The sequence below is a fragment of the Streptomyces palmae genome, from assembly GCF_004684805.1.
GTDB classification, from domain to species: Bacteria; Actinomycetota; Actinomycetes; order Streptomycetales; family Streptomycetaceae; genus Streptomyces; species Streptomyces palmae.
Map to the genome: position 1 here is coordinate 1 of NZ_SRID01000134.1, position 16,404 is coordinate 16,404.

At 74.0% G+C, this 16,404-nt stretch carries 1 protein-coding gene; it reads left to right on the forward strand.

Annotation, left to right across the window (positions count from 1 at the left end):
* Positions 1-78: 78 nt before the first annotated feature.
* A partial coding sequence (locus E4099_RS15935) for a type I polyketide synthase (RefSeq protein ID WP_135339726.1) occupies positions 79-16,404 on the forward strand: 16,326 nt, incomplete at its 3' end.

Below are 16,404 nucleotides of genomic sequence, written 5' to 3' on the forward strand. Positions count from 1 at the left end.
CCAGGGCCCCGGCCCGTACCCCGAATCCCGGAACTCGTCCGCCGCGCCGAGCTCCCCGTACCACCACGTGAGGTTCTGATGTCGGACCAAGAGAAGCTCCTCGGTTACCTCAAGCGGGTGACGGCTGATCTGCATCAGACCCGGCACCGCCTCCAGGAGGTCGAGGCCGCGGCCCGGGAGCCGATCGCCATCGTGGCGATGAGCTGCCGCTACCCCGGCGGCGTACGGACCCCCGAGGACCTGTGGCGACTGGTCAGCGAGGGCGGCGACGCCATCACGCCCTTCCCCGCCGACCGCGGCTGGGACCTGGACGCCCTCTACGACGAGGACCCCGACCGGCCCGGCACCTCCTATGTGCGCGAGGGCGGCTTCCTGCCCGGCGCCGGCGACTTCGACGCGGAGTTCTTCGGGATCTCCCCGCGCGAGGCGCTCGCCATGGACCCCCAGCAGCGGCTGCTGCTGGAGACCTCCTGGGAGGCCATCGAGCGCGCCGGGATCGACCCGGCGACCGTCAAGGGCAGCCGGGCCGGGGTGTTCGTCGGCGCCGTCGCCCCCGACTACGGCCCGCGCGTCCACCAGGCCCCCGAAGAGGTCGAGGGCCACCTGGTCACCGGCAGCGCGATCAGCGTGGTGTCCGGCCGCATCGCCTACTCCCTCGGCCTGGAGGGCCCGGCGGTCACCGTGGACACCGCCTGCTCCTCCTCCCTGGTGGCCCTCCACCTGGCAGCCCAGGCACTGCGCCAGGGCGAATGCGAACTCGCGCTGGCCGGCGGCGTCACCGTGATGGCCACCCCCGGCACCTTCACCGGTTTTAGCCGGCAGCGCGGGCTGGCCGCCGACGGCCGCTGCAAGCCCTTCGCCGCCGCCGCCGACGGCTTCGGCCCCGCCGAGGGCGCCGGCATGCTGCTGCTGGAACGCCTCTCCGACGCCCGCCGCAACGGCCACCCGGTCCTGGCCGTGGTCCGCGGCACCGCCATCAACCAGGACGGCGCCAGCAGCGGGCTCTCCGCCCCCAACGGCCCCTCCCAGCAGCGGGTCATCCGCCAGGCCCTGGAGAACGCCGGACTCACCGCCGGCCAGGTCGACGTGGTCGAGGCGCACGGCACCGGCACCAAGCTCGGCGACCCCATCGAGGCCCAGGCCCTGCTGGCCACCTACGGTCGGGAGCACTCCGCGGAGCGCCCGCTGTGGCTGGGCTCGCTCAAGTCCAACATCGGCCACACCCAGGCCGCCGCCGGTGTCGCCGGTGTGATCAAGATGGTGCTCGCCCTGCGGCACGGGCTGCTGCCCGAAACCCTGCACGTGGACCAGCCCACCCCGCATGTGGACTGGTCCGCCGGCACGGTCCGGCTGCTGACCGAGACCACCTCCTGGCCCGAGCACGAGGAACCCCGCCGCGCCGGCGTCTCCTCCTTCGGCATCAGCGGCACCAACGCCCACGCCATCATCGAGCAGGCCCCCGCCCCGGAGGCCCCGGCCGAGCCGGAGGCGGGCGACGGGACGGCCGGGACCGCCCCCGCCGCCGAGCCGGTCCGGCTGCCCGTGGTGCCCTGGCCGCTGTCCGCCCGCTCCGAGTCCGCCCTGCGCGCCCAGGCGCGGCGGCTGCTGGACCGGCTGACGGACACCGGGACCGAGGCCGAGGCGGTGGACTTCGGCCTCTCCCTGGCCACCTCGCGCACCGCCTTCGAACACCGCGCCGTCGTCCTCGGACAGGACCCGCGGCACACCACCCGGATCCTCGAGGCGCTCAGCGCCGGCGAGGACACCGCCGGCCTGGTCCGCGGCACCATCCGGCCCGGCGCCGACACGGCCTTCGTCTTCCCCGGCCAGGGCTCGCAGTGGCTGGGCATGGGGGCCGCGCTGCTGGACTCCTCGCCGGTGTTCGCCGAGCGGGTGGCGGAGTGCGCCGAAGCCCTGAGCCGGTACGTCGACTGGTCGCTGGTGGATGTGCTGCGCGGCGCGGAGGGCGCCGCCTCGTTGGAGCGGGTGGATGTGGTGCAGCCCGCGCTGTGGGCGGTGATGGTCTCGCTCGCGGAGGTCTGGCGCTCGTACGGGGTCGAACCGGCGGCGGTCATCGGGCACTCGCAGGGCGAGATCGCGGCGGCGGCGGTCGCCGGGGCGCTCTCGCTGGAGGACGCGGCCAAGGTGGTCGCGCTGCGCTCCAAGGCGCTGCTTGCCCTCTCCGGGCTGGGCGGCATGGTCTCGGTGCCACTGCCGCAGGACGCGGTCGCCGAGCGGTTGCGGCACTGGGGCGAGCGGCTGTCGGTGGCCGCGGTCAACGGAGCGTCCTCCGTGGTGGTCTCGGGCGACGTCGAGGCCCTGGAGGAGTTGCTGGCGCGGTGCGAGGACGAGGGGATCCGCGCCCGCCGCATCCCGGTGGACTACGCCTCGCACTCCGCTCATGTGGAGAAGATCCGTACCGAGGTGGTGTCCGCCCTCGCCGGCATCACCCCGCGCACCTCCACCGTGCCCTTCTACTCGACGGTGACCGCCGAGCAGATCGACACGGCCGTACTGGACGCCGACTACTGGTACCGCAACCTGCGCCGCACCGTCCGCTTCGACGAGACCGTACGGGCGCTGCTGGCCGACGGACACCAGATCTTCGTCGAGGCCAGCGCCCACCCCGTGCTGACCGTGGGCATCGAGCAGACCGCCGAGGACACCGGCACCCCGGCCGCCGCCATCGGCTCGCTGCGCCGCGAGGAGGGCGGCCTGGACCGCTTCCTCACCTCGCTGGCCGAAGCACACACCGCCGGCGCGCCGGTGGACTGGCGGAAGGTCTTCGAAGGCACCGGCGCACGCCAGGTCGAACTGCCCACCTACGCCTTCCAGCACCAGCGCTACTGGCTCACCGCCGCACCCTCGGGTGAGGACGGCGCCGCCCAGGGCTCCGGCACCGACCCCCGGGACGCCGCCTTCTGGGCCGCGGTCGAGAACGAGGACGCCCAGGCGCTGGCCGCCGCACTGCGGGTCGAGGGCGCCGAGGAGCAGGCGCTGCTCGGCACCGTCCTGCCCACGCTCGCCCAGTGGCGCCGCCGGCGCCAGGCCGAGGCCGCCGTGGACGACTGGCGCTACCGAGTGAGTTGGCAGCCCATGGCGGAGGTCCCGGCCCCCGCGCTGTCCGGCGACTGGCTCCTGGCGCTCCCCGCGACCTGCCCCGACCCCGCCCTGGTGGCCGCCTGCCGGGAGGCACTGGAGCGGCATGGCGCGCGGGTCCGGCTGCTGGAGTGGGAACCCACTGAAACCACAGACACCACGGACACCACCGACACCACGGACCGCGCCGCGCTCGCCGAGCGGCTGCGGGCACTCGACGCGGACGGCACCCCGGCCGGGGTGCTCTCCCTGCTGGCCCTCGACGAGACCGAGCACCCCGAGCACCCCGCGATCACCGTCGGCCTGGCCCGGAACCTGACCCTCGTCCAGGCCCTGGGCGACGCCGGGATCGACGCCCCGCTGTGGTGCGCCACCCGGGGCGCGGTCTCGGTCGGCAGCTCCGACCGGATCGCCAGCGCGGCACAGACCGCGACCTGGGGCATGGGCCGGGTGGCAGGGCTGGAACACCCCGACCGCTGGGGCGGCCTGCTGGACCTCCCCGAAGTCCTCGACCAGCGCGCCCAGACCCGGATCGCCGCGGTGCTCACCGGCAGCACCGACGAGGACCAGATCGCGGTCCGAGGCTCCGGGATCATGGTGCGCCGACTGGTGCCCGCCCCGCTCGGCGAGGCGCGCCCGGCCCGCTCCTGGACGCCGCGCGGCACCGTGCTGATCACCGGCGGCACCGGCGCCCTGGGCTCCCGGCTGGCCCGCCGACTCGCCCGCGGCGGGGCCGAACACCTGCTGCTGACCAGCCGCCGCGGCCCCGAGGCCCGCGGCGCCGCCGAACTCACCGCCGAACTCGCCGAACTGGGCACCGCGGTGACGATCGCCGCCTGCGATGTCGCGGACCGCTCGGCCCTCGCCGAGGTACTGGCCGCCATCCCCGAGGACCGCCCGCTGACCGCGGTCTTCCACGCCGCGGCCCATATCGACCTGGCCTCCCTGGCCGACACCTCGACGGCCGACTTCGCCGAGGTGCTCGGCGCCAAGGTCGCCGGCGCCGCCCACCTGGACGCGCTGCTGGGCGACCGCGAGTTGGACGCCTTTGTGCTCTTCTCCTCCGTCTCCGGGGTCTGGGGCGTCGGCGACCACGGCGCCTACGGCGCGGCCAACGCCTACCTGGACTCCCTGGCCGAACAGCGCCGCGCCCGCGGCCTGGCCGCCACCTCCATCGCCTGGGGTGTCTGGGACGCCACCGGGGAGGAGCTGCCCGAGGGCCTGGACCTGGACCAGCTGCGCCGCCGCGGCCTGCGGTTCCTCGACTCCGAGCGGGGCATCGACGCCCTCCAGCAGACCCTGGACCACGACCAGACCTTCCTGGCCATCGCCGACATCGACTGGCAGAGCTTCCTCCCGGTCTTCACCGCGGCCCGGCCCAGCCCGCTCTTCGCCGAACTGCCCGAAGCCCGCCGGCTGCGAGAGGAGGCGGGCGGCGGCGCGGACGCCTCCGCCGAGTCCGACGCCGCCTCCCGGCTGCGCGCCCGGATCAGCGGCGTGACCCCCGCCGAGGGCCTCCACACCCTGGTCGAGCTGGTCCGCGGCACCGTGGCCGCGGTACTCGGCCACGCCACCCCGGACACCGTGGACCCCGGACGGGCCTTCAAGGACCTGGGCTTCGACTCGCTGACCGCCGTGGAGCTGCGCAACCGGCTGGTCGCCGCCACCGGTCTCACGCTCCCGGCCACCCTCGCCTTCGACTACCCCACCGCCGGCGCGCTCGCCGAACACCTCCGCACCGAACTGCTGGGCACCCCCGACGCGGACCGGGCGGGCCTGCCCGCCACCACCTTCGCAGCCCCGTCCGCAGGTGAGGACGGAGACCTGGTCGCCATCGTGGCGATGAGCTGCCGCTACCCCGGCGGCGTCCGCTCGCCCGAGGAGCTCTGGCAGCTGATCATGTCCGGTGGGGACGCCATCGGCGGCCTGCCCACCAACCGCGGCTGGGACCTCGACGGCATCTACGACCCGGACCCGGACGCCCCCGGCAAGACCTATGTCCGCCAGGGCGGGTTCCTCTACGACGCGGGCGAGTTCGACCCCGGATTCTTCGGCATCTCGCCGCGCGAGGCGCTGGCCATGGACCCGCAGCAGCGACTGCTGCTGGAGACCTCCTGGGAGGCCTTCGAACGGGCCGGCATCCCCGCCCTCGGTCTGCGCGGCAGCCACACCGGCGTCTTCATCGGCTCCAACTACCAGGAGTACGGCCCCCGCATCCACGAGGCCCCGGAGGGCTCCGAGGGCCATCTGATGACCGGCAGCGCCTCCAGCGTGGTGTCCGGGCGCATCTCCTACACCTTCGGCTTCGAGGGCCCGGCGGTCACCGTGGACACCGCCTGCTCCTCCTCCCTGGTCGCCCTCCACCTGGCCGCCCAGGCACTCCGCCAGGGCGAGTGCTCCCTGGCCCTGGCCGGCGGTGTGGCGATCATGCCCAACCCCGGCTCCTTCATCGGCTTCAGCCAGCAGCGCGGCCTGGCCGCCGACGGCCGCTCCAAGGCCTTCTCGGCCGCCGCCGACGGCATGGGCCTCGCCGAAGGCGTCGGCGTCCTGCTGCTGGAACGCCTCTCCGACGCCCAGCGCAACGGTCACCAGGTGCTGGCGGTGCTGCGCGGCAGCGCGATCAACCAGGACGGCGCCAGCAACGGTCTGACGGCGCCGAACGGTCCCTCCCAGCAGCGGGTGATCCGGCAGGCGCTGGCCGCTGCCGGGGTGTCGGCGGCCGAGGTGGACGCGGTCGAGGCGCACGGCACCGGTACGAGCCTGGGTGACCCGATCGAGGCTCAGGCGCTGCTGGCCACCTACGGCCAGGGGCACACCGCGGAACAGCCCCTCTGGCTGGGCTCGGTGAAGTCCAACATCGGGCACTCCCAGGCCGCCGCCGGTGTCGCCAGCGTGATCAAGATGGTGCTGGCCATGCGGCACGGCGTGCTCCCGCGCTCCCTCTACACCGAGCAGCCCTCCCCGCACGTGGACTGGTCGGCGGGCGCCGTCGCCCTGCTGACGGAGGCCACGGCCTGGCCCGAGGTGGAGCGTCCGCGCCGGGCGGGAGTCTCCTCCTTCGGCATCAGCGGCACCAACGCCCATGTGGTGCTGGAGCAGGCACCGGTGGAGCCGGCGGAGATGACTGAGCCGGTCGCGGAGGTCCCTGGGACCGGGGCGGTGCTGCCTTGGGTGGTCTCGGCACGCTCCGAAGCGGGCCTGCGGGCCCAGGCGGAGAGGCTGCTGCCGTACGCCGCCGAGGGGGCCGAGGCCGCGCCGGTGGAGGTCGCGGCCTCGCTGATCGGCACCCGCTCCCAGCTGGAACACCGCGCGGTGGTGCTGGCCACGGACGCGGCCGGCTTCGCGGCGGGGCTGAGCGGCCTTGCCGCCGGCCGGCCCGGTGTGGGCGTGGTCCAGGGGGTGGCGGGGCCGTCGGGTAAGTCGGCGGTGCTGTTCTCGGGCCAGGGCAGCCAGCGGCCCGGGATGGGTCGTGAGCTGTATGCGGCCTACCCGGTGTTCGCGGACGCCTTCGACGCGGTGTGCGCTCGGTTCGATGGCGTGCTGGAACGACCCCTGCGGGAGGTGGTGTTCGCCGAGGCGGGCACGGAGGACGCCGAGCTGCTGAACCAGACGGCGTACACGCAGTGCGGTCTCTTCGCGCTGGAGGTGGCCCTGTTCCGGCTGGTGGAGTCCTGGGGTGTGCGTCCGGATTTCGTGGGCGGGCACTCGATCGGCGAGTTGGCCGCCGCGCATGTGGCGGGTGTGTTGTCGCTGGATGACGCGTGTGTGCTGGTGGGGGCGCGTGGTCGGTTGATGCAGGCGTTGCCGGTGGGTGGCGCGATGGTGGCGGTGCAGGCTTCGGAGGAGTCGGTGCTGCCGCTGCTGGTGGGGCGTGAGGCCGAGGTGGGCATCGCGGCCGTCAACGGCCCGGTGTCGGTGGTGCTGTCCGGTGTTGAGACCGCGGTGCTGGAGGTCGCCGAGTCGCTGGCGGCTTCCGGTGTGAAGACCAAGCGGCTGCGGGTCTCGCATGCTTTCCATTCGCCGTTGATGGAGCCGATGTTGGCGGAGTTCGCCGCGGTGGCCGAGGGGCTGTCGTACGCGGCCCCGTCGATCCCGGTGGTCTCGAACCTGACCGGTGGGATCGCCTCCGCCGAGGAGCTGTGCTCGTCCGGGTACTGGGTGCGGCATGTGCGCGAGGCCGTGCGGTTCGCCGATGGTGTGCGGGGGCTGGCGGAACGGGAGGTGGTGAGCTTCCTGGAGCTGGGTCCGGACGGGGTACTGTCCGCGATGGGGCAGGAGTCCCTGCCGGAGGCCGCGTTCGCCCCCGCGCTGCGTGCCGACCGGGACGAGGCACTGGTGCTCGCCGAGGCGCTCGCGCAGGTGTTCGTGCGGGGTGCGGCGGTGGACTGGGCCCAGACGCTGGCCGCCCGTGGGCTGGTCGCCGGGCGCCGGATCGAGCTGCCGACCTACGCCTTCCAGCGGGAGAGCTTCTGGCTGGAGTCGTCGGCCGGGGAGACGCTGCCCGGTGACGCGGTGGATGCCGGGTTCTGGGATGCGGTGGAGCGCGGGGATCTTCCCGCGTTGGCCGACACCTTGGCGTTGGACGGGGCTGCTGAGGCGGGTGAGTCGCTGGCGGCGGTGTTGCCGGTGCTGTCGGCCTGGCGTCGGCAGAGTCGGGAGCGTTCCCGGGTGGAGGGCTGGCGCTACCGCACCACCTGGTCGCCGGTGGCCGAGGCGAACGCGGGTGCCGCGCTGTCCGGGCGCTGGCTGGTGGCCGTACCGGCCGGGCTCGCCGAGGACGCCTGGGTCGAGGTCTGCCTGCGGGAGCTGGCCGAGCGCAGGGGCGACCCCGTGGTGCTGGAGGTGCCGTCCGACGCCGACCGCCAACTGCTCACGGAGTGGCTGCGCGAGGCCGCCGACCGGTACGCGGGCGGGTTCGGCGGCGTACTGTCCTTGCTGTCCCTGGCGGAGGGGCGCGATCCGCGTCACGCCTCCGTCCCGGCCGGCCTGGCGCTGACCCTGGGCCTGGTGCAGGCACTGGGCGACGCCGGGATCGGGGCACGCCTGTGGTGCGTCACCCGGGGGGCCGTGTCCACCGGCGAGGCGGACCCGCTGCGCGACGCCGCCCAGGCCCAGCTGTGGGGCCTGGGTCAGGCGGCGGCGCTGGAGGCCCCGGAGCGTTGGGGCGGACTGCTGGACGCCCCTGAGGTGCTGGACGGGCGGACCGCCGCCCGCCTGGTGGCCGTACTCACCGGCGCGACCGGCGAGACGCAGCTCGCGATACGTACCTCCGGGCTCTTCGCCCGACGGCTGACCCCCGCCGGGGTGCGTGCGGGGGCGCCGGTGTGGCGCCCGTCGGGGAGCGTGCTGGTCACGGGCGGTACGGGCGCGCTGGGCGGGCATGTGGCCCGGTGGCTGGCGCGCGCCGGTGCCGAGCACTTGGTGCTGGTGAGCCGCAGCGGTCCGGCCGCCGAGGGCGCGCAGGAGCTGCGGGCCGAGCTGTCCGAGCTGGGTGCCCGGGTGACCGTCGCGGCCTGTGATGTGGGCGACCGGGAGGCGCTGGCCGGGCTGCTGGCCCGTATTCCGGCGGAGTTGCCGCTGACCGGGGTGGTGCACACCGCGGGCGTGCTGGACGACGGCGTCCTGGACGCGATGACGCCCGAACGCTTCGAGACCGTGCTGCGCTCCAAGGCGGAGGCGGCCCGGCACCTGGACGAGCTGACCCGCGAGCTGGACCTCTCGGCCTTCGTGCTCTTCTCGTCCGCCTCGGCCACCGTGGGCGGCGCCGGACAGGCCAACTACGCCGCCGCCAACGCCTACCTGGACGCCCTGGCCGAGCAGCGCCGGGCCGCGGGTCTGCCCGCGACCTCGATCGCCTGGGGCCCCTGGGCCGACGGCGGCATGGCCACCAGCGGCACCGAGGTGGACCGTACGCTCCGACGCGGCGGACTGGCACCCATGCCACCCGAGTCGGCGGTCGCCGCACTCCAGCAAGCCCTGGACCAGGACGACACCTTCCTCGCCGTCCTCGACGTCGCCTGGGAGCGCTTCGCGGACGCCTTCGACGCCGAGCTGTTCCGGCGCCTGCTCGCCGAACTGCCCCAGCTGCGCCGGGCGCACGCCCACGGCGACACCGCTGGCGAGGGCACCGGAGCCACCGAGGGGGCCACCGCGCTGGTGAGCCGTCTGGCCGGGCTCGACAGCGCCGAGCAGGAGCGCACCTTGCTGGAGCTGGTGCGTGCCCAGGTCGCCCTGGTGCTGGGGCACACCGGAGTGGACGCGGTGGGCTCCGGCCGGGCCTTCAAGGAGCTGGGCTTCGACTCGCTCACCGCGATCGGGCTGCGCAACCGGCTCGGCACGGCCACCGGCCTCCAACTGCCCGCCACCCTGGTCTTCGACTACCCGACGCCGACCGCCCTGGCCCGCCATCTCCGCGCCGAACTGCTCGGCACCCCGGACGCGCGGCAGGACGGGCTGCCCGCCACCCGGCCCACCGGTCAGGAAGACGAACCGATCGCTATCGTGGCGATGAGCTGCCGCTTCCCCGGCGAGGTCCGCAGCCCTGAGGACCTGTGGCGGCTGCTGGCCGCCGGTCAGGACGCGGTGTCCTCGTTCCCGGCCGACCGCGGCTGGGACCTCGACGGCCTCTACGACGCCGACCCGGAGGCGGTCGGCAAGAGCTATGTGCGCGACGGCGCCTTCCTGACCGGCGCGGACCGGTTCGACGCCGCCTTTTTCGGCATCTCGCCGCGTGAGGCCCTGGCCATGGACCCGCAGCAGCGGCTGCTGCTGGAGACCACCTGGGAGCTGTGGGAGCGCGCCGGAATCGACCCGGCCACCGTGAGCGGCACCCCGGCCGGCGTGTTCCTCGGCACCAACGGCCAGGAGTACGTGTCCCTGCTCGACCAGGCGCCGGAGGTCGCCGAGGGCTATCTGGCCACCGGTAACGCGGCGAGTGTGGTCTCCGGCCGGCTCTCCTACACCTTCGGTCTTGAGGGCCCGGCGGTCACCGTGGACACCGCCTGCTCGTCGTCGCTGGTGGCCCTGCACCTGGCGGTGCAGGCGCTGCGGCAGGGCGAGTGCTCGCTGGCCCTGGCCGGCGGCGTCACCGTGATGGTCTCGCCCCGCGGCTTCGTGGAGTTCAGCCGGCAGCGGGGGCTGGCGGCCGATGGCCGCTGCAAGCCGTTCGCGGCGGCGGCCGACGGCACCGGCTGGGGCGAGGGCGTGGGCATGCTGCTGCTGGAGCGGCTGTCCGACGCCCAGCGCAACGGCCACCAGATCCTGGCGGTGGTGCGCGGCACCGCCGTGAACCAGGACGGCGCCAGCAACGGCCTGACCGCGCCGAACGGTCCTTCCCAGCAGCGGGTGATCCGCCAGGCGCTGGCGGCGGCCGGTGTGTCGGCCGCCGAGGTGGATGCGGTGGAGGCGCACGGTACGGGTACGACCTTGGGTGACCCGATCGAGGCGCAGGCGCTGTTGGCCACCTATGGCCAGGACCGTCCCGAGGACCAGCCGCTGTGGCTGGGGTCGATCAAGTCGAACATCGGTCATACGCAGGCCGCCGCTGGTGTGGCGGGTGTGATCAAGATGGTGTTGGCGATGCGGCATGGTCTGCTGCCGGAGTCGCTGCACGTGGATGAGCCCTCGCCGCATGTGGACTGGTCGGCGGGCGCGGTGCGGCTGCTGACCGAGGCCACTCCCTGGCCGGATCGTGAGGCGCCGCGCCGGGCCGGTGTGTCGGCCTTCGGCGTCAGCGGCACCAACGCGCATGTGGTGCTGGAACAGGCCCCTGCGGCGGAGGCGGCCGAGAGTGGCGCCGGTGAGTCGGTGCTGCCGGTGGTGCCCTGGCTGGTGTCGGGCAAGTCGGACGAGGCGCTGCGGGCGCAGGCGGAGCGGCTGCTGTCCTTCGCGGGGGAGCGGCCTGAGGTGTCGGCCGCCGACATCGGGCATTCCCTGGTGGCGACCCGTGCGGCCTTCGAGCACCGTGCGGTGGTGCTGGGTGCGGACCGTGCCGGGTTGCTGGACGGTTTGGGTGCGCTGGCCGAGGGGCGGGATGCCTCGGGTGTGGTGCGCGGCGTTGCCGGCTCCGGTGACCGGGCGGTCTTCGTCTTCCCCGGTCAGGGTTCGCAGTGGCTGGGGATGGGTGCCGCGCTGCTGGACGCGTCCTCGGCCTTTGCCGAGCGGGTGGCGGAGTGCGCGGCGGCGCTGAGTCGCTTTGTCGACTGGTCGTTGGTGGATGTGCTGCGGGGTGTGGAGGGTGCCGCCTCGTTGGAGCGGGTGGATGTGGTGCAGCCCGCGCTGTGGGCGGTGATGGTCTCGCTGGCGGAGGTCTGGCGCTCGTACGGGGTCGAGCCGGCGGGGGTGATCGGGCACTCGCAGGGTGAGATCGCGGCGGCGGCGGTCGCCGGGGCGCTCTCCCTGGAGGACGCGGCCAAGGTCGTCGCGCTGCGGTCGAAGGCGCTGTTGGCCCTGTCGGGCCTGGGCGGCATGGTGTCCGTGTCCCTGCCGCACGAGGCCGTATCCGAGCGGTTGGCGCGGTGGGGTGAGCGGCTGTCGGTGGCCGCGGTCAATGGCGCGTCCTCCGTGGTGGTCTCGGGTGATGTCGAGGCCCTGGACGAGCTGTTGGCGGAGTGCGAGCGGGAGGAGATTCGAGCCCGTCGCATCCCCGTCGACTACGCCTCCCACTCCGCTCATGTGGAGAAGATCGAGGGCGAACTGCGGCAGGTGCTGGCCGGGATCACCCCCCGTACCTCCACTGTCCCCTTCTACTCCACGGTGACCGCTGAGCCGATCGACACGGCCGTCCTGGACGCCGACTACTGGTACCGCAACCTGCGCCAGACCGTCCGCTTCGACGAGACCGTACGGGCCTTGCTGGCCGATGGGCATCAGATCTTCATCGAAGCCAGCGCCCACCCCGTCCTGACGGTGGGGATCGAGCAGACCGCCGAGGACGCGGACGTACCGGCGACCGCGGTCGGCTCGCTGCGCCGCGAGGAGGGCGGCCTGGACCGTTTCCTCACCTCGTTGGCCGAGGCGTACACCGCCGGTGCCCCCGTGGACTGGCGGAAGGCGTTCGAAGGCACCGGCGCCCAGGCGGTCGAGCTGCCCACCTACGCCTTCCAGAGCCGTCGCTTCTGGGTGGAGCCGTCCGGTAGGGCGGGGGATGTGGGTGCGGCCGGGCTCGGCTTCGCCGATCACCCGCTGCTCGGTGCGGCGGTGGCGCTGCCGGACTCCGACGGGTACCTCTTCACCAGTCGTCTGTCTCTCCAGTCGCACCCCTGGCTGGCTGATCACACGGTCTCCGGCACGGTGTTGCTGCCCTCCGCAGCCCTGGTGGAGCTGGCGCTGCACGCCGGTGACGCGGTGGGCTGCGACCGGTTGGCGGAGCTGACCGTGGAGAGCCCGCTGGTGCTGCCCGAGCAGGGTGCCGTACAGATGCAGTTCGTGGTCGGCGGACCGGACGAGGCCGGACAGCGGCCGGTGAACGTCTACGCACGGCCGCAGGACGCCTCCGAGGTGCTGCCCTGGACCCGCCACGCTTCCGGCCTGCTGGCCGGCGGCGGTCACCCGGCATCCGAGGAGTTGGCGCAGTGGCCGCCCACCGGTGCCCAGCCGCTCGACCTCGATGGGCGGTACGCGGCGCTGGAGCGGACCGGGGCCGGGTACGGGCCGGCGTTCCGGGGGCTGACCGCCGCCTGGCGGCTCGGCGAGGAGATATACGCCGAGGTGGTGCTGCCGGAGGGGCAGCGCGCCGAGGCGGCGCACTTCGGGCTGCACCCGGCGCTGCTGGAGGCCGCCTGGCATGCCGCGGACCTCGCCGCGGCGCACCCCGAGGAGGGCGAGGCCGGATCGGTCCGGCTGCCGCTCGACTGGAGCGGGGTGTCCCTGTACGCGACCGGGGCCACCGCACTGCGGGTGCGGCTCACCCCCACCGGCGCGGACGGCCTGGCCGTACTGCTGGCAGACGAGTCCGGCAGCCCGGTCGCCTCGGTGGACTCGCTGGTGCCGCGCACGGTCACCCCGGAGCAGTTGGCGGCCGGCAACTCGACGCGGACCCACACCTCGCTGTTCCGGATGGACTGGGTCACCGCGCCGGTGCCGACCGACTCGGCAGACATGGCCGGCTGGGCGGTGCTCGGCAGCGAGGGCGAGGCCGCGCTCTCCGGGCTGGGGATCGCCCCGGTCGGCAGCGGGCTCGGCGCCTTCGCCGACCTGACCGCGCTGGCCTCCGCGCTGGAGACGGCGGACCGGCCGGGGCATGTCTTCCTGCCCTGCCCGCCCGCCGGCGACCCGGCACTCGACGCGGCCGCCGTGCGCGCCGCCGTCAATCGGGTGCTGGAGGTAGTGCAGCGGTGGCTGGCGGACGAGCGGTTCTCCGACAGCCGGTTGACGATCGTGACCAGCGGCGCGGTGGCCGCCACCGCAGGTGAGCACGTCACCGACCCGGCCTCGGCAGCCGTCTGGGGCCTGGTACGGGCCGCCCAGTCCGAGCACCCCGGTCGGCTGGTGCTGCTCGACACGGACGGCCGGGACTGTCCCGCCACCGTGCTGGCGCAGGCCCTCGCCCTGGGGGCACCTCCCAGAGGCCATGTTGGAGGAGAGCCGCAGCTGGCGCTGCGCTCGGGCGCGCTGTTCGCGCCCCGGCTGGCCCGGGCCACCAGCGGCCCCGGCGCGGCGGCGGAGGATGCCGCCGACACCGTGTGGGGTGCTGAGGGCACGGTGTTGATCACCGGTGCGAGTGGGGTGCTGGGTGGTTTGGTGGCCCGGCATCTGGTGGTCGAGCACGGGGTTCGGCATCTGGTGCTGGCGAGCCGGCGTGGTCGTGGCGCTCCCGGCATGGCGGAGCTTGAGGCCGAGTTGGTCGGGCTGGGCGCCGTGGTGACGGTGACGGCCTGTGACGCGGCGGATCGGGAGGCGTTGTCGGCTGTGCTGGCGGCGGTTCCGGCGGAGTATCCGTTGTCGGGTGTGGTGCATGCGGCGGGTGTGTTGGATGACGGGGTCATCGAGTCGTTGACGCCGGAGCGGGTTGACGCGGTGTTGCGTCCGAAGGTGGACGCGGCGGTCAATCTGCATGAGTTGACGGAGGGCTTGGGCCTGTCGGCGTTCGTGCTGTTCTCTTCGGCCGCTGCGACCTTCGGTGCTGCGGGGCAGGGGAACTATGCGGCGGCGAACGCGTTCCTGGACGGTCTGGCGTCGTACCGGCGGGCACGCGGCCTGGCGGGCTTGTCGCTGGCCTGGGGTTTCTGGGCCGAACGCAGTGAGATGACGGGCCACCTCGGCAACACCGACATGGCCCGCATGGCGCGGTTCGGCATGACCCCGCTGACCTCCCGGGACGGCCTGGAACTCCTCGACACCGCGCACACCGCCGGCGAAGCCCTGCTGGTGCCCACGCACCTGGACGTCGCCACCCTGCGGGCCCAGGCGCGTACCACCGCCATGCCCGCCCTGCTGCGCGGACTCATCGGCACTCCCGCACGGCGGGCCGCGAGCAGCGCCGACCCGGCCGCCGACGGCACCTCCCCGCTGCTGCGGAGGCTTTCCGGGCTCTCCGCCGAGCAGCGCGAGCAGCAACTGCTGGAACTGGTCCGCGGCAGCGTGGCGTCCGTCCTCGGGCACACCGATCCGGAGGCGGTGGAGGCGGAACGGGCCTTCAAGGAGCTCGGCTTCGACTCGCTGACCGCCGTGGAACTGCGCAACCGCCTGGGGGCCGCCACCGGCCTCAAGCTCCCGGCCACCCTGGTCTTCGACTACCCCACGCCCACCGCGGTGGCCCGCTACCTCGACACCGAGGTCCTGGGCGGGGAAGGCGAGAACGCGGTGCTCACCCCGGCGCCCGCCGCCCGGACGGTGGGGACACCTCCCAGAGGTAGCGCTGAGGGAGAAGACCCGATCGTCATCGTGGGCATGGGATGCCGCTTCCCCGGTGGCGTACGGACCCCCGAGGAGCTGTGGCAGCTGCTCGCCGGAGGCCAGGACGCGATCGGCGGCCTTCCGGTGGACCGCGGCTGGGACGTGGACGGGCTCTACGACCCCGACCCCGACGCCCCGGGCAAGACCTACGCCCGAGAAGGCGGATTCCTCTACGACGCGGCCGAGTTCGAGCCGACGTTCTTCGGGATCTCGCCGCGTGAGGCGCTGGCCATGGACCCGCAGCAGCGGCTGCTGCTGGAGACGTCCTGGGAGGCGATCGAGCGCGCCGGCATCGACCCGGCCACCCTGCGCGGCAGCCAGACCGGCGTGTACTGCGGCCTCACCTACCACGACTACGGCGCCGCCGTGCAGCAGGCGCAGGAGGCCCATGAGGGCTACCTGCTGACCGGTAACGCGGGCAGCGTGGCCTCGGGCCGCATCTCCTACACCTTCGGGCTGGAGGGCCCGGCCGTCACCATCGACACCGCCTGCTCCTCCTCGCTGGTCGCCCTGCACTGGGCGGCCCAGGCGCTGCGGCAGGGCGAGTGCTCGCTGGCGCTGGCCGGTGGCGCGACCGTGATGGCCAGCCCCGTCGCCTTCGTGGAGTTCAGCCGCCAGCGGGGGTTGGCACCCGATGGCCGCTGCAAGCCGTTCGCGGCGGCGGCCGACGGCACCGGCTGGGGCGAGGGCGTGGGCATGCTGCTGCTGGAGCGGCTGTCCGACGCGCGGCGCAACGGACACGAGATCCTGGCCGTGGTGCGCGGCACCGCGATCAACCAGGACGGCGCCAGCAACGGCCTGACCGCTCCCAACGGTCCCGCCCAGCAGCGGGTCATCCGCCAGGCCCTGGCCAACGCCGGGCTCTCGGCCGCCGAGGTGGACGTGGTGGAGGCGCACGGTACGGGGACCACGCTGGGTGACCCGATCGAGGCGCAGGCGCTGCTGGCCACGTACGGCCAGGAGCACTCCACGGAGCAGCCCCTGTGGCTGGGCTCGATCAAGTCCAACATCGGGCACGCTCAGGCGGCGGCCGGTGTGGCGGGCGTGATCAAGATGGTGCTGGCCATGCGGCACGCGGTGCTGCCGGAGTCGCTGCACGTGGACGAGCCCACCCCGCACGTGGACTGGTCTTCCGGCACCATCCAGCTGCTGGCCGACTCGACCCCCTGGCCGGAGACCGGGCGTCCGCGTCGGGCGGGCATCTCCTCCTTCGGGATCAGCGGCACCAACGCGCATGTCCTGTTGGAGCAGGCTCCGGCCGAGTCGGTCGAGCCCGTCCAGGAAAGCGAGCCGGTGCCGGTGGCTGATGGGCTGGTGCCGTTGCCGTGGGTGCTGTCCGGTGTTTCGGAGGCGGGTCTGCGGGGGCAGGCGGCGCGTCTGCTGGAGCGTGTCGAGGCCGATGCCGAGGTG